This is a genomic window from Salinivibrio costicola subsp. alcaliphilus, assembly GCF_001996185.1.
In the GTDB taxonomy this organism is placed as follows: Bacteria; Pseudomonadota; Gammaproteobacteria; order Enterobacterales; family Vibrionaceae; genus Salinivibrio; species Salinivibrio costicola.
Genome location: NZ_MUFR01000012.1, coordinates 36,265 through 52,288, shown reverse-complemented (window position 1 = coordinate 52,288; position 16,024 = coordinate 36,265). Strand labels below are relative to the sequence as shown.

Below are 16,024 nucleotides of genomic sequence, written 5' to 3'. Positions count from 1 at the left end.
TTGGGTGTATTCGACCTTTGTTTATAGCGAGCTAGTAAAGGTGCGAGTAATCACATCACGTTGCTGCTCAGGTGTTAGCGAGTTAAAACGGACGGCATACCCTGATACGCGAATGGTCAGTTGCGGATATTTCTCTGGATGCTTGGCGGCATCTTCCAACGTTTCGCGCTTCAGTACATTAACGTTGAGATGCTGGCCGCCTTCGTTAACGGCTTGGGTTTCGATTTCGACTTCGCGATAGTCAAACTCACCCAAAGAAGACAAAGCAACTTCTTGGTCTGCTTCAAAGCCCTGCTTTGCACAAACACAACGAGCTTGGTCTGCGTCTTTATTGATCAACCAGATAGAATTGATAAGGTCATCATTGGCCGCTGAGGTTACTTGAATGCCGGTGATCATGGCCTATCCCCTTTATTGATAGTGACTTTAATGATGTAAGATTTCATCATTTTTAGCCCTTATGTATACGCCTTTTTCGATGTATATATATTGATTTAGGTCAACTTATGACCATTTTTAGGGGGCGGGTATTTATCTTGCATCAACATAAGTTCATTTATTTCAGTTATGTAGCACGTATTTAAGTGCAATAAAAACCTATTCGTATTAAACAATCTTTCTATGTTGTTATTTTATTACAAATGAAAGTTTTTATGCGCTCTTGTGCACACTCACAGGCTCTATCTGGGCTCTGTCGGTGTGCGATAAGGGGGCAGCATTGCACTATCGGTGCGCAACTACGTAGATGTCAGTCGGGAGACTGAGTTTAACTATATGATTAATATAGAATAAAAAGGTTGGCATTAATCTTTCATAAGCAATATGGCCTTAATAAAGAGGCGACACCTTTGTAGCGAGATAAGGAGCGACTTATGACTCAGCCAATCACGACCATGCCCCGTACTAGCTTGCCAACGCCAAACCGTGCGGTTCAAGGCCGCTGCCAGCGTCACTATCACGCCCACACCGAGCGAACAAAAGATCGGACTCCCCACTGATTTTAAGCGGCTGCCTCGTTAAAATAGCGCCGGTGTGATGATAAGGAGCAACCATGACTCAGGCGCAAACGTGGCAGCAGGTGCTGGCCGAGGAAAAACAACACGCGTATTTTCGCGATACCTTAGCGTATGTCGACGGTGAAAGAGCCAAGGGCGTTCCGATCTTTCCCCCCAAAGACGATGTGTTTAATGCTTTTCGATTCACCGAGCTTGGTGATGTAAAGGTGGTGATCTTGGGTCAAGATCCCTATCACGGACCGAACCAAGCACATGGACTGAGCTTTTCGGTACGGCCAGGGGTAAAAACACCGCCTTCATTGGTCAATATTTATAAAGAGCTTGCGACCGACATTGACGGTTTTAAGATCCCCTCGCACGGTTACTTACAAAGTTGGGCGCAGCAGGGTGTGTTACTTCTCAATACGGTGCTGACCGTGGAGCAGGGTAAAGCGCATTCACATGCTAAGTTAGGTTGGGAAACATTGACTGATCGCGTGATCGATGCGGTGAATTCGCAACGCGAAGGCGTTGTTTTTTTACTGTGGGGGGCACATGCACAAAAAAAAGGCAAAGCCATTGACCGTGATCGCCACCATGTATTGACGGCGCCTCATCCCTCACCGCTTTCAGCTCATCGTGGTTTTTTTGGTTGTAAACACTTTTCACAAACCAATGCATATTTGCTCGAGCAGGGAAGCAATCCGATTGATTGGCAACCGCGTTTAGATGACGAGACAGCGGATAAGCATGGATGAACGGTGAAGCGCTAGTCGATAAATAGACGCTAAGCGAATAGATGAGCGTTAAGCGGACGGATCCGCGTCGGATTGAAGATAAAAAAGGTGCTCATTGAGCACCTTTTAGTCATTTTATGTTGAGGGTGAGTTAATCGAGGTCCAGTTGAGAGAAATCGCCAAAAATATCGATGTCTTCCAATTCTTTTTTTAGCCGCTGTTTATCTTTCAGCGCTTCAATTTCTCTCCATTTACGTTTGACTGGTTTTGCGCGTCCATTGCGCCGTGGTGGGTCTTGCTCAAACATATCGTTAAAGGCAATGTTTTCCATAGTCACCTCTTTTCACCTTGCGGTTAGTTTTTTGATACCACACTCGCCCCTAACATAAAATTGAACTATTTCTCATTTGTGGCAGTGAGATGAAGTTTTTATGAGATTGCGCTCACTGATTTTCCAAATCAGTGACGATTCACTCAACAGCGGCGAGTTTAAATTGACCTCGGTAGCCGTTCACGCGAAGATTGCGCGCCATATCATCATTCCTTTTTAATATGACGAGGGACAGTCAATTGAGCCTACTCACTTTTATCAATGATCTGATTTGGGGCTCGGTACTCATTTATGTGCTCATTGGCGGAGGTATCTTTTTCTCGCTGACGTTGGGCGGTATCCAATTTCGTCATTTCTCGCATATGTTCTCTGTTATGCGTCATAGCCGCCGCCATGACCACGGTAGCATTTCCTCTTTTCAAGCCCTTTGTACGGGACTCGCGGCGCGCGTGGGCACGGGGAACATGGCCGGTGTGGCGGTGGCATTGTCGTTAGGTGGGCCGGGTGCCATTTTTTGGATGTGGCTGATGGCATTTCTTGGTATGGCAACGGCCTTTGCCGAAAGTACCTTGGCGCAAGTGTATAAGGTACAAGATCCCGACGGTTATTTTCGCGGTGGGCCGGCTTATTATATGGAGCATGGTCTTGGCATGCGTTGGATGGGGATCCTTTTTTCTATTTTACTCATTCTCGCCTTCGGGTTGGTGTTTAACTCGGTCCAAGCCAATTCTATTTCGCAAGCGGCTCAAGTGGCGTTTGGCTGGCCTCCTGCATACGTAGGCGCAGGGTTGGTGCTGGTCAGTGGGTTGATTATTTATGGCGGTCTGCGACAGATAGCCCGAACCGCAGAAGTCGTCGTCCCAGTGATGGCGCTGCTATATCTTTCGCTGTCCTTGTATGTGGTGATCATGCACCTTGATCAGGTGCCAGCCGTCTTTATGCTGGTGATAAAAAGCGCGTTTGGTTTACATGAGGCGGCATCCGGCGCGTTGGGTTATACCTTGGCGCAAGGCATGATCCAAGGGATTAAACGCGGCTTGTTTTCGAATGAGGCCGGGATGGGATCTGCCCCGAACGCGGCAGCGTCAGCGACGCCTTATCCGCCACATCCTGTCTCTCAAGGCTATGTGCAAATGCTCGGGGTTTTTGTCGATACTTTGGTGATTTGTACCGCAACTGTGGCGATCATTCTTCTGTCTGGAGAGTATATTCCCGGGGGGGAAGTGACGGGAGTTGAATTAACACAGCGGGCACTGAGTGCACAAGTTGGGGGGTGGGGAGAGCAATTCGTTGCCGTGGCGATTTTTTTCTTTGCATTCACCTCGATTATTGCCAATTACTCGTATGCTGAAACCAATCTACTTTTTATCAATGGCCGCTGGCGTCCGGCACTCCCTTATTTTCGTGCGCTCGTTTTAGGTATGGTCATGTTTGGTGCATTGGCGGAGCTACCGCTTGTTTGGACGCTGGCAGACGCATCCATGGGGATGATGGCGCTCGTCAATATGATCGCGATTTTATTGCTGTCGGGAATAGTGAAACGTCTCGCGGCCGACTATCACACACAACGTTCGTTAGGGCGGGTGCCTGTGTTTGATAGTCGCCGGTTTCCTGAGTTACATAGCCAATTAGATGAAAAAGCGTGGCCGCTTCCTAAGCGCTAGGGGCAACGGTGTTTTTTTTGCACCGGAATGATAGGCTTAGCGATAGACAGACAACAAAGGGGTTAGCAAAATGCTGATTGTGGTTTCTCCGGCAAAAACGCTGGATTATGAGTCACCGTTACCAACCGAACGATACACAAAGCCGCAGTTCACTCCGCATTCAGAGGCGTTGATAGCGGTATGCCGTCAACTGACGCCTGCCGATATCGGCTCATTGATGAAGGTGAGTGATAAAATTGCTAGCCTGAACGCGGTACGCTTTGCTGAGTGGTCACCGACATTTACACCTGACAATGCTCGCCCTGCAGCCTTGGCGTTTAAAGGGGATGTCTATACAGGCTTGGATGCAAATTCGATGTCAGAGCAGGACTTTGACTGGGCACAAGCGCATTTTCGAATGCTTTCTGGCCTTTATGGCCTATTGCGTCCGCTTGATTTGATGCAACCTTATCGCCTGGAAATGGGCACCAAGTTAGCGACGCCGCGTGGCGATAACTTGTACCAGTTTTGGGGCGATATCATCACAGATGCACTCAACGAGACGTTAGCGACGCAAGACAATCCGCTACTGATCAATCTCGCCTCCAATGAATATTTTAAAGCGGTCAACAAGAAAAAACTCGCAGGTGATATTATCACGCCCGTCTTTAAAGACTGCAAAAATGGGCAGTACAAGGTGATCAGTTTCTACGCGAAAAAAGCCCGTGGGATGATGGCGCGTTATCTGATTGATCAACGAGCGACATCCGTGACAGATATTAAAGGGTTTGATGTTGCTGGTTACTACTTCAGTGAAGAACTGTCTAAAGGTAATGAGTTGGTATTTCTGCGCGACGAGCAATAAAGACAAGACTGTGAGTGGTAAAAAAGCCCCATTTGGGGCTTTTTTTGATCGACGCTACTGGCGCGTTATCTCAGTGTAAGATACGTGCACGTATGGTGCCTTCAATGGCTTTGAGTTTTTTCAATGCTTTATCCGCTTGCTCCATCTCCACATCAATGACCACATAACCAATCTGTGCCGACGTTTGTAGATACTGAGCGGCAATGTTAATGCCCTCATCGGCAAAGGTGGTATTAATTTTGGTGAGCACACCCGGGCGGTTGGCATGAATGTGCAGCAAGCGTGAGCGACCTTGATGCTCAGGCAATGACACTTCAGGGAAATTAACACACGATAGTGTCGACCCGTTGTCCGAGTATTTGATTAATTTTCCTGCCACTTCAAGGCCAATATTTTCTTGGGCTTCATGGGTCGAGCCGCCAATATGTGGCGTGAGTAACGCATTATCAAAGGCCTGCAGCGGTGAACTGAACGCTTCTTTATTGGTTTTTGGTTCCACAGGAAAGACATCGATAGCGGCCCCTGCGAGGTGCTGACTTTCTAAAGCGCCGCAGAGCGCGTCAATATCAACGACGGTCCCTCGTGAAGCATTAATAAAGATTGCACCCGGCTTCATGCGTGCGAACGCGTCGGCATCAATCATATTTTGTGTGCTTGCGGTTTCTGGAACATGCAAAGAAACAATATCACTGCGATTCAGTAACTCCGTTAGCGAGTTAACTTGAATGGCATTACCGAGTGAAAGCTTGTTGTCGACATCATAGTAATAGACTCGCATCCCGAGGTTTTCGGCCAAAATACTGAGCTGAGTACCAATGTGGCCATAGCCAATGATCCCAAGCACTTTGCCGCGCGCCTCGTAAGAACGTTCAGCCGATTTTAACCATTCGCCACGGTGAGCCTTGGCGTTTTTCTCAGGAATGCCGCGCAGTAGCAACAAAATTTCACCCAGTACGAGCTCGGCGACGCTGCGAGTATTTGAGAAAGGCGCGTTGAAAACCGGGATACCGCGTTTCGCGGCGGCATCGAGATCAACTTGATTGGTCCCGATACAAAAGCATCCGACAGCCACCAGTTTTTTGGCCTGCTTAAAAACAGCTTCGGTGAGCTGGGTACGTGAGCGTAACCCAACAAAATGCGCGTCTTTGATCGCGGTTTCAAGGTCTTCACCGGTGAGTGAGCCTTTGTGATACTCGATATTGGTGTAACCCGCTTGTTTGAATGATTCAACGGCTGTGGGGTGGACGCCTTCGAGCAGTAAAATTTTTATCTTATTCTTGTCCAATGAATAGTGTGACATGTGGGCTGTTCTCTTCCTTAGAAACAATAGTGGGTCGCAATGTTGCGCCTGAACGCCGGGAGGCATCGTCACCCTTTCCCCTAGATTTCTGGTGAAGACAGTGCAACGGGTGACGTGGTCAGTAGCCTGATCTTTTTACGCCAAGTCGCACATGGGCCTGCGATGAACCGGTATCAGAACAGTGACCAAGATAACAAAAATTCATATAAGGGGTAAGAATTATCCGTTCTATGCCATAAAAAAAGCACCTTTAAAAAGGTGCTTTTAACTTATTGATTACATTGAGCGCAAACGTTTGGTTTTTAATGCTGCTAATGGGCGGGTATAAGCCGTTGATCTGCAGGATTATGCGTTTATTCTGCCACTTTTTTCACCCCGGAATCGGTGCCGGTTAGGACGATATCGGCACCGCGGTTGGCAAATAAGCCTACAGTCACCACGCCCGGGATCCCATTAATGGTATCTTCGAGACCTTTAGGATCCTGAATCTTGAGGTTATGAACATCCAGGATAACATTGCCGTTATCAGTCACCACGCCTTGACGATAGCAAGGATCACCGCCCAGCTTGACAAGCTCTCGTGCCACGTAAGAGCGGGCCATTGGGATGACTTCGACAGGGAGCGGGAACTCGCCAAGCACATCGACGTGTTTGGTATCATCGATAATACAGATAAATTTATCGGCAATGGCGGCAACAATTTTCTCGCGCGTCAATGCGGCGCCGCCGCCTTTAATCATATGATTGCGCTTATTGATTTCGTCCGCACCGTCAACATAGATATCGAGGTGACCCACTTCGTTGGCATCAAAGACTTCAATCCCTAGCGCTTTTAAGCGCTTGGTCGACGCGTCTGAGCTTGATACCGCCCCTTTAATTTTTTCTTTCATTGGCTCAAGGGCATCAATAAAGTAATTCACTGTCGAGCCGGTGCCAACGCCAATAATACTGCCTAGTTTAACATACTCTACCGCCGCTTCACCGGTGGCTTTTTTCTTTTCGTCCTGGGTCATGGTAACTCCTGCGTAACGGGGAATAAGGCGTGATTATAGCGAAGCCAAATCGTGGCGTCAGGCTATGGGTCGCGAAATCGATGCGAGTCAACGTCTAAGTTGGCGAAATGATGGCTCACCAATGCCAGTGTTGGCTTGGTGTCAGTATATGGGGTAAAGGAATATCCCATTGCTCGCAAGGTAATGAATGCCAACGTTGGCAATCATGGGCGAGGCCAATGGCGGTCGCATTTGGCGCGCACAAACCCAGCGTGCGATCATAATAGCCGCCACCCATGCCTAGGCGCTGGCCGTCGGCGTCAAAAGCCACTAATGGCGTGGCGATGATGTCCAGTTTTGAGCTAGGGATTAGGGTGCGAATATCTAAAGTGGGCTCGGCAATGTTATAACGATTAAGGAGCATGCGCGTGTGAGGGTGGTACTGTAAAAACAGCAAATGGCCGCGACTGAACGGATGAACAACCGGTAAATAAACCTGTTTTCCTGCCTGCCAGCAGGCGTTGATTGCCGGTTGGGTGTCCAACTCACCGTCAAAAGAGAGGTATAAGGCGATACGCTGCGCATGAACGACGTCAGGTAATGTCATAAAGCGTGCCGCAACCTGCTGGGCCGCCTCGGTTTGCTGTTCAAGCGAGAGCTGGCGACGCGCGTGACGGATGGTTTGGCGAATCTGCTGTCTGGGCTGCATAACTGTCCTTAATGCTAGCCTGTAAAGGAGGGCCCCGGGATGCCGTTGGGATCGATGGCCCTTGAACCCGCTGGTTCAAGGCGGGTGGGTAGTATAAACCGTAGGCTTCTCGGTACGAGCCGAGCTTGCTCAGTAGCTTATAACAACACACCCTTCGGTTTGCTTATCGGCTCAGGGACGTTGATCCGCTGACAAACACCCCAGGGAATTCGATTATTTTTGCGATCCTTGCACTGCCACTGCTTTATCGAGTTGGGCAGTCATCAGGGCGGTCCGTTGCTTGACCTGATCTTCAACTGTCTCCAACGCTTGTTTGGCATCATTTAATTCATGACAAACATTCAAAGCGGCAATGGCAATTAGCTGCTCTGTATTGGTTACTTTAGTGCGCTCTGCCAGCCGATGCAACCGTTGATCGAACTCGTTTGCTGCATCTTTAAGCGCTTGCTCTTGTCCAGGCGGACAATTGACGCGAACAAGGCGATCCAGGATTTTAATTTCAACCGGTTGTGTGTTCATAGTCCCAAGCTGGCTCCTCATACGGCCCGCAATGTCGAGGGCCAGATACAGAATAATGGCGCTATTCTAGCAATTATTTTCCCGAATACACTACATCGAAAGCCGCCTTGGCGAGTGATGCAGAGAATTTAGACAAAAATGGACACCGAGGGGTTGATCTTTATCATCGTGGCAACGGCCTTCCTGCTCTTACACTGGGTTTGTAACCACCATAATGGACAGAATAATTCTGCATCGCACAAGCTGGCCAAGAATCACGGGTTTTTTCGCTGAGTGATTCAGCCCTGTGGTGTGAAATGCTAAACTAACCCACTTATTTTTGAGCGCACGACCAAGGGCAACATTGTGACTGAAACCCGTTTACCCGCATATGCGAAGACCGCAGAAATATTAACAGCAGATAGCCTGGCGGTTACGCCGGCAGAAATGCATGGATTGATCGCCGGCATGCTAAGTGGTGGCTTGGCACTGGAAGAGGGGAGTTGGCTAACCATGCTTTATGATTATACCAACCAAGGAATGGGCTGGCCGACCGAGTCAAAAACCTTGGCCATGCAGAGCTACCATCAATTGAAAACCCAACTGACAGGAACGGATTTAGATCTCGATATTTATGTTCCGGATGATGAACACTCGGGTGTCGTTGCCCGTGCAGAAGCGTTAGTGGAATGGATTAATACCTTTCTTGCTGGCGTTGGTCTGATTGGGACAAAGGGGCGTAAACTATCCAAAGACGTCACAGAAGCGCTCAGCGATTTAAAGGAAGTGGCGCAGTTAGGGATTGACGAAGACGGGGATTTGCAAGAGCAAGCGGACTTGCTTGAGCAGGTTGTTGAGCATGTGCGTGTGTGTAGCTTAGTTGTCCATGCCGAGCTTGGCGCACGTCTTGAAACTGACGACGAGACGCCAAAAACACGCCATTAACCGCAATGACGTCTGCGATTTGAGGCGTGGTGATGACTCAGGGTGAGGAAAAGTAGGATGAAAGCCTATGACATAGTGATTGCTGGTGGTGCAATGGCTGGCGCAACCGCGGCACTGGCGTTAGATACGCTAAGTGGCGGGAGGTTACGTATTGCGGTCGTTGAGGCGATGGTGCCAAACCATGGTGATCATCCAGGTTATGATGCGCGGAGTATCGCGTTAGCCGAGGGCAGTTGCGCTGCTTTTGAGCAACTGGGACTTTGGGAGGCGTTGGCGCCGTTTGGCACACCGATCCAACATATTCACGTTTCAGATCGTGGTCATGCTGGGCAAGCGCACATTGATGCGCAAACGCAGGGCGTGTCATATCTCGGTCAGGTCATTGAACTGGCAGATGCCGGCGCGGTATTGCACCAAAAACTGCATGCGCGTCCCGCCATCGATGTCTTTTGTCCTGATGCAGTGATCGCGATTGAGCGAAAGCTTGACGCTGTTACTGTCACACTCAAACAAGGACAATCGCTAACGGCATCATTACTCATTGCCGCCGATGGCGGTCGCTCACCTTGTAGTCGTTTGCTCCATCTCCCCCGGCAGCAGCACGACTTTGGCCAAGTGGCTGTGATTGCCAATGTGTCTACGGCGCTTCCGCATCAAGGTCACGCCTTTGAGCGTTTTACCGACACGGGGCCCGTCGCGTTACTGCCCATGTCGCAAGGACGTTGCTCATTAGTGTGGTGCATGACTCCCGATGAGGCGCAACCGCTCACCCAAGTCAGCGATTCGGTTTTTTTACAACGCTTACAACAGGTTTTCGGTTGGCGTCTTGGTAAGTTACTTCATGTCGGAGAACGTCACGCCTACCCGCTGGTGCTCAATCAGGTCGTGCGGCCAGTGAGTCATCGCGTGGCGGTGGTTGGCAACGCAGCACAAAGTTTACATCCCATTGCAGGACAAGGCTTTAACCTCGGCCTGCGAGATGTCATCACGCTGGCTCAAACTGTCAGCGCAGCCTTCCAGCGCGGGCAAGATATTGGCGCGATACCGGTCCTGATGGATTATGCCAGTCAACGCCAGCCAGACAGAGACACAACCGTCGCACTAACATCAGGGCTCGTTCATCTTTTTTCTAATCAGAGTGCACTACTTGCAGCCGCACGGAACGCAGGTTTGGGGTTGATGTCGACCATAGAAAGGGTGAAACAACCCCTCGTGCAACGCACCATAGGATGGGTAGAACCGAAATGAAGATGATCAATGCAGATGTCGCGATTGTAGGTGGCGGAATGGTGGGGCTAACACTTGCCGCCTCACTGGCAGAAACGGACTTACGCATCGTTGTGATTGAAGGTAAAAAACCGGTAGCAACACTAGACGATCTACCAGAAAACCGTGTATCGGCACTGAGTCGTGCGAGCGAGAATATGCTTCGTGCCTTAGATGTTTGGGCGGGTATCGTCGCACGCCGACTGGCAAGCTATCAAAAAATGCACGTTTGGGAGAAAGATAGCTTTGCGCAAATTGATTTTGACGCACAGGCATTTGGTCAGCAAAACCTAGGACACATTGTTGAAAACCGCGTGATTCAACTTGCCCTGCTCGACAAAGTGCAGCAGCAGAGTAATGTCACCATACTCATGCCTGAGCAGTGCCAGTCTATGATGCAAGGTGAGCGCGAAACCTGGTTGCAATTGGCCTCGGGAGGTGGTGTGACGACAAAGCTGGTTGTCGGAGCCGATGGCGCTCGCTCATGGGTGCGCGAGCAAGCACACTTTCCATTGGTTCAGCGAGATTATGGACACCATGCTGTGGTGGCAACGGTACGTACAGAAGCCCCTCATCGAGGCGTTGCGCGTCAGGTTTTTACGCCTGATGGCCCTTTAGCGTTTCTACCACTGTCCGATCCGCATTTATGTTCCATTGTTTGGTCGGTGCCGCCTGAACAAGCGTCGGAGTATCGCGACATGGCGTCTGATGGATTCGAGCGGGCGCTCACGGCTGCCTTTGACGCTAGATTAGGCCGATGTGAGGTGGCCGGACCGCGTGCGAGTTATCCTCTTACCATGCGTTATGCTCAGAATTTTGCCTCTGAGCGCATTGCCCTTATCGGTGATGCCGCACATACCATTCATCCGCTTGCCGGCCAAGGGGTGAATTTAGGGATGTTAGATGCGGCCGCGTTAGCACAGACGCTCACGCAACTTTCAGAAAAAGGGAAAGATGTCGGGGCGTATGCGTCACTGCGTCATTTCGAGCGTTGGCGTAAAGCGGAAGCCATGCAAATGATTGCGGCGATGCAGGGATTCCGGAGCTTGTTTGATGGTCAAAACCCAGTGAAAAAGCTCGTTCGTGGTGTGGGTATGCGCGCGGTGAATCACCTACCCGGCGCCAAACAGCCCTTTATGGCCAAAGCCTTGGGGCTAGAGGGAGAGCTCCCTGATCTCGCGAAGCCACCTGCTCGGCGCGTCCATTTTTCATGATCGTGTGACAACGGAAATTGGCGAAAAAAAGAAAATATGCTAAACAGCATGACGAACAGCTTGTTTGGAAGTTTGTATTTACCGACGGATGTTGCACATTAGCACTGGGTACAACCAGAGCACTGGCTACAACCTGAGTATTGGGTATAACAAGGTCACTGAGTCTAACAAGGAACAATATTATGAGCGATATTCCATCCGGCTTAAAATTTACTGAGACGCATGAGTGGGTGCGTCCTGAAGGGGAAGGCCTCTTCACCATTGGCATTTCCGATCATGCTCAAGCGTTGCTTGGTGATATGGTTTTTGTTGATTTACCCGATGAAGGTGACACCTTTGATGCCGGGGATGATTGCGCAGTGGCCGAGTCGGTCAAAGCAGCGTCAGATATTTATGCGCCGATTTCCGGGCAAGTGATCGCCGTGAATGAGGAATTGGATAGCGCCCCAGAATTAGTCAACAGCGATCCTTACGGCGATGGTTGGCTCTTTCAAGTTCAAGCCACTGACGAATCAGAAATTGATGCCTTGTTTGATGCACAAGGATATGAAGAAACCTTAGGCGACCAAGATGCCGATTAAGGTGTAGTACCAACCGTGTGCCACTAGCATTGACAAGTGAGGGATCCTGGCGGGATCCCTTTCTGTTTATTGGCTTCCCGGTAAGTGACGTCGGCGTGATCAAGCGCCGACGTCACCTGTGTTTGCCAAGCCGTATGGGAGATGCCAAGCTCACTACTTATTCATCGTCAGTCAGAGAGTAAGGTAGAGGCTCACGCTGCCAGATAAACTCTGGCGCATCCGCTAGGCGAAATGCTGTCTCGTCATCGAGGTTGTTTGGCAGAACCGCTAGCACTGCTGCCTGGCCATTAGCTTGACGGTAACCGGCAATCACGGTTCCACCAGAGCGCCAGTTTTCACCGACAGAGCGCTCGATTTTATCCCCTGCCACCGGTGTATGTGTGGCTTGTCCTGTGAGTTTATACATGGCCCGCTTGTTTATTCCTCGGTATTTAGCGCGAGCAACGGTCTCTTGGCCGGTATAACAGCCTTTGGTGAAGCTGATCGCATTCAATGCCTGCAAATTCAACGATTGAGGAATAAATTCACCACTGGTTGCGGCTTCTATGCGAGGGAGTGCGGCATCGATTTCATATCGATCCCAATATTCACTGCTGAGAAGGACCGCGGACGACTGATACTGATTCACGAGCGCGGTTGCCGCCTCGGGAGTGATCGCGAGTAACCAACGATGAGGCGCGATCATCACCGCTGTTCCCTGCTCGCCCTGGCGGACGTTACCTTGTGGGCCAAAGTGGTCGGTCACCCACTTTTCCGCCTGGGTGCCAACCACGCCAAGAAGTACGCAGTCGACTTTATCAAATGCGATCTTAGAGAAGATGGCGTATTTTTTGACTTCCTGTAATTGGGTTGCCTCAATCGATGCCGGCTGCACCATGGCTAAGCCATCTTGGAAGTGGAAAAAACGTAACACGGACCAGACTTTACCTTTTGGATCACAATGCGCCGCTAAGGTCGATTGATCCACGTCGAGTTGCTCAATATCGCAAGTGAGCTGGCCTTGTAAGTATGACTTAGTGTCGTCGCCACTAATTTTGGTTAACGCCCAATTATCGAGGGCAACAATGGCCAGTTCCGGCGTCTGGTCACTGGGGTGTTGTGCCACAGGCTCAAAAGCTTGGGTTTGATACCATTCGCTCATATAAATCACGCTCTCCGTTGAGAAAACACAGGCTATCTCTCGTATAGTAATGGTGCATAACAGGCTTGTCAGCCTTTGTATTGTAAGGGTATTGCGCCAAACGACGGATTAACGCTAGAGAGCTCTCAGATTCGTCTTTTCTTTTTTGGGAAAAGTGGTAGTCAGACCCTGGCGTTGATAGTATCCATCCACTGATATCAGTGATAGAGGTCAACATGGTTAACACTGAAGATAAAGCGCGAATTCGTTGGGCATGCCGTCGGGGGATGCTGGAGCTTGATGTATTGGTCATGCCCTATTTTGAGGCATGCTACGACACATTGAATGAAAATGAAAAACAGGATTTTGTCGCATTTTTAGAAAGCGCCGACCCGGATCTGTTTGCCTGGCTGATGGGGCATGGTAAACCTGACGATCCTAAGATGGTCTCTGTTGTCGAGAAGGTAGTTGCCTATAACCGAAGTAAGTTGCGTACATAGCCAACTCCATTGCCCGCGCTATGTCACCGTCTGTTTATTCCTGGTCGGCATGATGGTGGCATGGCTATTGGCGGTGCATGTGTCCCTCCCGCTTTGCGCGCGTGCTTTCCTGATGCTTCACGTTGTCCGTGAATTGATTCACTTTCAACACCGACTGGTCGAGAGTACCGGCTGTGTCACTGTGTATTTTGATGATTGGATAAGGCTACCCAGCGGCGAACGCCAACCCATCACATGTATCTGGGCGACGCCTTGGCTGATGATGCTCAAAGCGCAATCGGATGCGCGCTGTTTGTATTTGTGGCGCCATGGCTTGCCGGACTATCATTTTCGTCTGCTTTATCGGCATTATTGTCAACCAAAGCAGGATAGTTTGTGACATATTTATGACGCCTTGGTTGCCTTGCTTTACTTTTTCCTAACATCGCCGATAGTTAGTGCAAGTACGTGATTAATCCAGTCTTGCTCTGAAGGTGTTGTAGGGTCGTTATGAAAATAAAACACAAGTTACTTTCTCTTACCGTGATGTCGGTGTTGGCATTACTCGCTGTGATGGCTGCGGCTTGGAACGCGGAAACGCGGTTAGATAAAATGCATCGCCAGTTAACCGCGGTGTCCGATCTCGAGGTCGTACTGCTTAATTTACGCCGTAATGAAAAAGACTTTCTTGCTCGGATGGATCCCAAATACCTCTCTCGGTTTGAAAACAACGTCGCAACCTTTAATCAGCAACTGACCGACTTTCGAGCACGCAGTGCCTCCCTTGGGTTAGAAACCGTCACGATTGATGACGTTAAGACAGCCATGCAAGCTTATGCAAATGGGTTCAGCGAACTGGGTGACGGCTACCAAACATTAGGTTTAACGACAGAGCAAGGCTTAAGAGGCCAAATGCAAAGCGCGAGTCAAGCGCTCGTGGCCGCAACTGAAAACGATATTGTGCTAGAAAGCAGTGCTCGCTTGTTAGTGGCGGACGCCAAGCTGTTTGTTCAAAGCAGTCATCTGGATTACATCGACCAATACCAAAATCATATGGATGCCTTAACAGATTATCTTGAAGGTGATCTATTGGCACTGTTTAAAGCTCACCAGTCTGAAGTTGAAAACGTTGTTGCGCAGAAAAAAGCATTAGGTTTGGCGCCAGATAAAGGGCTTTTGGGCGAGATACGGAGTCAAACGCACCAAGTGGAAAATATGTTTGACGCGTTAAGCAAAGAATACCAGCAAGCGATCGATCAAGCGCTACGCCAGACCACGATAGTGACGGGGTCGATAGTATTGGTGTTAGCGATCATCATGACGGTGGTTTCTCTGTGGATGAACCGAGGTATTCAACGGCGCATCGCGCTGTTCAGTCAGCAGATGGCGGCCATTACTCAGCAACGGGATCTGACCTTGCGCGCCGATGAGACTGGGCAAGATGAAATTTCACTGATGGCAAACGATGTCAATCAGATGCTGAGTAGTATTCAAAAAATGGTGGTCGATGTTAGCCGAGCGGTGCAGGCTTTACACCAAAGCGCAGAGCAGGTGGAGTCTCGCACGGCGCAAACCGGCACCGCACTGGCGACGCAGCTGGATGAAACGACCCATGCTGCAACGGCGATGAATGAGATGGAAAGCACGATTCGGGATATTGCCGGCAATACCGATCAGGCGGCTGATAACGCGAGAACCAGCCTAGGTCGTGCGCAAAATGGACAGCAAGTGGTGGATGATACCCGGACGATGATCATGACATTGGCCGAGACACTCAGCAATACCAGTAACGAGGTGCTTGAACTGAGTAAGCTGTCTGAGACCATTGGCTCGGTATTGGATGTCATTAAAGACATTTCAGAGCAAACGAATCTGCTGGCACTCAATGCTGCCATCGAGGCCGCGCGTGCGGGGGAGCAAGGACGAGGGTTTGCAGTAGTCGCGGATGAAGTGCGTCAATTAGCAACTCGTACCCGGCAATCGACCGATGAAATATCGGGCATTATTACCTCGCTGCAGGCGCAAACACAGTCAGTTGCAGAGCGTATGGAGCAAAGTCGAGAAGATGGCGAAAGCTCTGTCACCAAAGTAGATGCCGCCTCGCAAGAGCTGTCACAGATTATGCAAGATATGCAACAGATTATGGATATGAGTACGCATATTGCGACGGCGATAGAGCAGCAAAGCTCGGTTGCTAAAGAAGTTAACCAGAACGTGCACAACATTCAAGACATTGCCCAGACGAGTACTGAACGCGCGAGCCAAAACCGTCAAGCTGCTCATCAAGTCGCAGAAGAAGCGGCTAACTTAGAGCGGGCCGTAAGTGAATTTAAAAGCTAATCATACGGC

General features: G+C 49.8%; 18 protein-coding genes and 1 other RNA gene. 11 read left to right on the top strand and 8 right to left on the bottom strand.

Annotated elements, in window-relative coordinates:
* Window positions 1–21 precede the first annotated feature (21 nt).
* Window positions 22–399, bottom strand: coding sequence for an autonomous glycyl radical cofactor GrcA (gene grcA / locus BZJ21_RS05870; RefSeq protein ID WP_021022125.1), 378 nt, complete (start codon window positions 397–399; stop codon window positions 22–24).
* 473 nt (window positions 400–872) lie between these two features.
* Here grcA and BZJ21_RS16800 point away from each other — a divergent pair, with 473 nt between their 5' ends.
* Both BZJ21_RS16800 and ung read left to right on the top strand, forming a co-directional pair.
* Complete coding sequence (locus BZJ21_RS16800) at window positions 873–998, top strand: hypothetical protein (protein WP_269087434.1); 126 nt, start codon at window positions 873–875, stop codon at window positions 996–998.
* Between the two features lie 53 nt (window positions 999–1,051).
* A complete protein-coding gene (gene ung / locus BZJ21_RS05865) occupies window positions 1,052–1,753 on the top strand; it encodes a uracil-DNA glycosylase (protein WP_077646680.1) in 702 nt (233 codons plus the stop codon).
* 130 nt (window positions 1,754–1,883) lie between these two features.
* Here ung and BZJ21_RS05860 read toward each other — a convergent pair whose 3' ends face one another.
* Complete coding sequence (locus BZJ21_RS05860; protein ID WP_025674805.1) at window positions 1,884–2,063, bottom strand: DUF3545 family protein; 180 nt, start codon at window positions 2,061–2,063, stop codon at window positions 1,884–1,886.
* A 239-nt stretch (window positions 2,064–2,302) separates the two neighbouring features.
* Between BZJ21_RS05860 and BZJ21_RS05855 the strand changes: the two genes are divergently transcribed.
* Both BZJ21_RS05855 and yaaA read left to right on the top strand, forming a co-directional pair.
* On the top strand, window positions 2,303–3,727 hold the full coding sequence (locus BZJ21_RS05855; RefSeq protein WP_236719522.1) for an alanine/glycine:cation symporter family protein: 1,425 nt from the start codon (window positions 2,303–2,305) through the stop codon (window positions 3,725–3,727).
* 70 nt (window positions 3,728–3,797) lie between these two features.
* Window positions 3,798–4,571: a peroxide stress protein YaaA gene (gene yaaA, locus BZJ21_RS05850; RefSeq protein WP_077459804.1), complete on the top strand. Its 774-nt coding sequence runs from the start codon at window positions 3,798–3,800 to the stop codon at window positions 4,569–4,571.
* A gap of 70 nt (window positions 4,572–4,641) precedes the next feature.
* On the opposite strand, the gene serA is transcribed toward yaaA, so the two are convergent.
* The 5 genes from serA to zapA all read right to left on the bottom strand — a co-directional run bounded on the left by serA (window position 4,642) and on the right by zapA (window position 8,091).
* The gene (gene serA / locus BZJ21_RS05845) at window positions 4,642–5,871 is read right to left on the bottom strand and encodes a phosphoglycerate dehydrogenase (RefSeq protein ID WP_021022120.1); all 1,230 of its coding nucleotides are present in this window, start codon (window positions 5,869–5,871) and stop codon (window positions 4,642–4,644) included.
* Between the two features lie 353 nt (window positions 5,872–6,224).
* Entirely contained in the window at window positions 6,225–6,884 is a 660-nt protein-coding gene (gene rpiA / locus BZJ21_RS05840) for a ribose-5-phosphate isomerase RpiA (RefSeq protein WP_077669340.1), read from the bottom strand.
* Window positions 6,885–6,999: 115 nt separating this feature from the next.
* Window positions 7,000–7,572 carry a 5-formyltetrahydrofolate cyclo-ligase gene (locus tag BZJ21_RS05835; protein ID WP_077669339.1) on the bottom strand — a complete coding sequence of 191 codons (573 nt, stop codon included), beginning with the start codon at window positions 7,570–7,572 and terminating at the stop codon, window positions 7,000–7,002.
* 27 nt (window positions 7,573–7,599) lie between these two features.
* Window positions 7,600–7,782, bottom strand: a non-coding RNA gene (ssrS, locus tag BZJ21_RS05830) — 6S RNA.
* A gap of 3 nt (window positions 7,783–7,785) precedes the next feature.
* Entirely contained in the window at window positions 7,786–8,091 is a 306-nt protein-coding gene (gene zapA / locus BZJ21_RS05825; RefSeq protein WP_077459802.1) for a cell division protein ZapA, read from the bottom strand.
* Window positions 8,092–8,436: 345 nt separating this feature from the next.
* On the opposite strand from zapA, the gene BZJ21_RS05820 reads away from it, so the two are divergent.
* From BZJ21_RS05820 to gcvH, 4 genes are all read left to right on the top strand, one after another.
* Complete coding sequence (locus tag BZJ21_RS05820) at window positions 8,437–9,015, top strand: UPF0149 family protein (protein ID WP_077459801.1); 579 nt, start codon at window positions 8,437–8,439, stop codon at window positions 9,013–9,015.
* Between the two features lie 57 nt (window positions 9,016–9,072).
* Window positions 9,073–10,263 carry a 2-octaprenyl-6-methoxyphenyl hydroxylase gene (gene ubiH / locus BZJ21_RS05815; RefSeq protein ID WP_021022114.1) on the top strand — a complete coding sequence of 397 codons (1,191 nt, stop codon included), beginning with the start codon at window positions 9,073–9,075 and terminating at the stop codon, window positions 10,261–10,263.
* Window positions 10,260–11,495 carry an FAD-dependent 2-octaprenylphenol hydroxylase gene (locus tag BZJ21_RS05810; RefSeq protein WP_077669338.1) on the top strand — a complete coding sequence of 412 codons (1,236 nt, stop codon included), beginning with the start codon at window positions 10,260–10,262 and terminating at the stop codon, window positions 11,493–11,495. Before ubiH ends, BZJ21_RS05810 begins: the two co-directional genes overlap by 4 nt.
* 182 nt (window positions 11,496–11,677) lie before the next feature.
* The gene (gene gcvH, locus BZJ21_RS05805) at window positions 11,678–12,076 is read left to right on the top strand and encodes a glycine cleavage system protein GcvH (RefSeq protein ID WP_021022112.1); all 399 of its coding nucleotides are present in this window, start codon (window positions 11,678–11,680) and stop codon (window positions 12,074–12,076) included.
* Between the two features lie 157 nt (window positions 12,077–12,233).
* On the opposite strand, the gene ygfZ is transcribed toward gcvH, so the two are convergent.
* A complete protein-coding gene (gene ygfZ, locus BZJ21_RS05800; protein WP_077669337.1) occupies window positions 12,234–13,217 on the bottom strand; it encodes a tRNA-modifying protein YgfZ in 984 nt (327 codons plus the stop codon).
* A 215-nt stretch (window positions 13,218–13,432) separates the two neighbouring features.
* Here ygfZ and BZJ21_RS05795 point away from each other — a divergent pair, with 215 nt between their 5' ends.
* The 3 genes from BZJ21_RS05795 to BZJ21_RS05785 all read left to right on the top strand — a co-directional run bounded on the left by BZJ21_RS05795 (window position 13,433) and on the right by BZJ21_RS05785 (window position 16,015).
* A complete protein-coding gene (locus BZJ21_RS05795) occupies window positions 13,433–13,696 on the top strand; it encodes an FAD assembly factor SdhE (protein WP_021022110.1) in 264 nt (87 codons plus the stop codon).
* Complete coding sequence (locus tag BZJ21_RS05790) at window positions 13,665–14,075, top strand: hypothetical protein (protein ID WP_131826334.1); 411 nt, start codon at window positions 13,665–13,667, stop codon at window positions 14,073–14,075. Before BZJ21_RS05795 ends, BZJ21_RS05790 begins: the two co-directional genes overlap by 32 nt.
* Before the next feature lie 110 nt (window positions 14,076–14,185).
* Window positions 14,186–16,015: a methyl-accepting chemotaxis protein gene (locus tag BZJ21_RS05785; protein WP_077459796.1), complete on the top strand. Its 1,830-nt coding sequence runs from the start codon at window positions 14,186–14,188 to the stop codon at window positions 16,013–16,015.
* Window positions 16,016–16,024 lie beyond the last annotated feature (9 nt).

Bases quoted from the DNA above. Each gene is read 5' to 3' on its own strand.
- grcA (WP_021022125.1), bottom strand. From the start codon at position 399: ATGATCACCGGCATTCAAGTAACCTCAGCGGCCAATGATGACCTTATC.
- BZJ21_RS16800 (WP_269087434.1), top strand. From the start codon at position 873: ATGACTCAGCCAATCACGACCATGCCCCGTACTAGCTTGCCAACGCCA.
- ung (WP_077646680.1), top strand. From the start codon at position 1,052: ATGACTCAGGCGCAAACGTGGCAGCAGGTGCTGGCCGAGGAAAAACAA.
- BZJ21_RS05860 (WP_025674805.1), bottom strand. From the start codon at position 2,063: ATGGAAAACATTGCCTTTAACGATATGTTTGAGCAAGACCCACCACGG.
- yaaA (WP_077459804.1), top strand. From the start codon at position 3,798: ATGCTGATTGTGGTTTCTCCGGCAAAAACGCTGGATTATGAGTCACCG.
- serA (WP_021022120.1), bottom strand. From the start codon at position 5,871: ATGTCACACTATTCATTGGACAAGAATAAGATAAAAATTTTACTGCTC.
- rpiA (WP_077669340.1), bottom strand. From the start codon at position 6,884: ATGACCCAGGACGAAAAGAAAAAAGCCACCGGTGAAGCGGCGGTAGAG.
- BZJ21_RS05835 (WP_077669339.1), bottom strand. From the start codon at position 7,572: ATGCAGCCCAGACAGCAGATTCGCCAAACCATCCGTCACGCGCGTCGC.
- zapA (WP_077459802.1), bottom strand. From the start codon at position 8,091: ATGAACACACAACCGGTTGAAATTAAAATCCTGGATCGCCTTGTTCGC.
- ubiH (WP_021022114.1), top strand. From the start codon at position 9,073: ATGAAAGCCTATGACATAGTGATTGCTGGTGGTGCAATGGCTGGCGCA.
- BZJ21_RS05810 (WP_077669338.1), top strand. From the start codon at position 10,260: ATGAAGATGATCAATGCAGATGTCGCGATTGTAGGTGGCGGAATGGTG.
- gcvH (WP_021022112.1), top strand. From the start codon at position 11,678: ATGAGCGATATTCCATCCGGCTTAAAATTTACTGAGACGCATGAGTGG.
- ygfZ (WP_077669337.1), bottom strand. From the start codon at position 13,217: ATGAGCGAATGGTATCAAACCCAAGCTTTTGAGCCTGTGGCACAACAC.
- BZJ21_RS05795 (WP_021022110.1), top strand. From the start codon at position 13,433: ATGGTTAACACTGAAGATAAAGCGCGAATTCGTTGGGCATGCCGTCGG.
- BZJ21_RS05785 (WP_077459796.1), top strand. From the start codon at position 14,186: ATGAAAATAAAACACAAGTTACTTTCTCTTACCGTGATGTCGGTGTTG.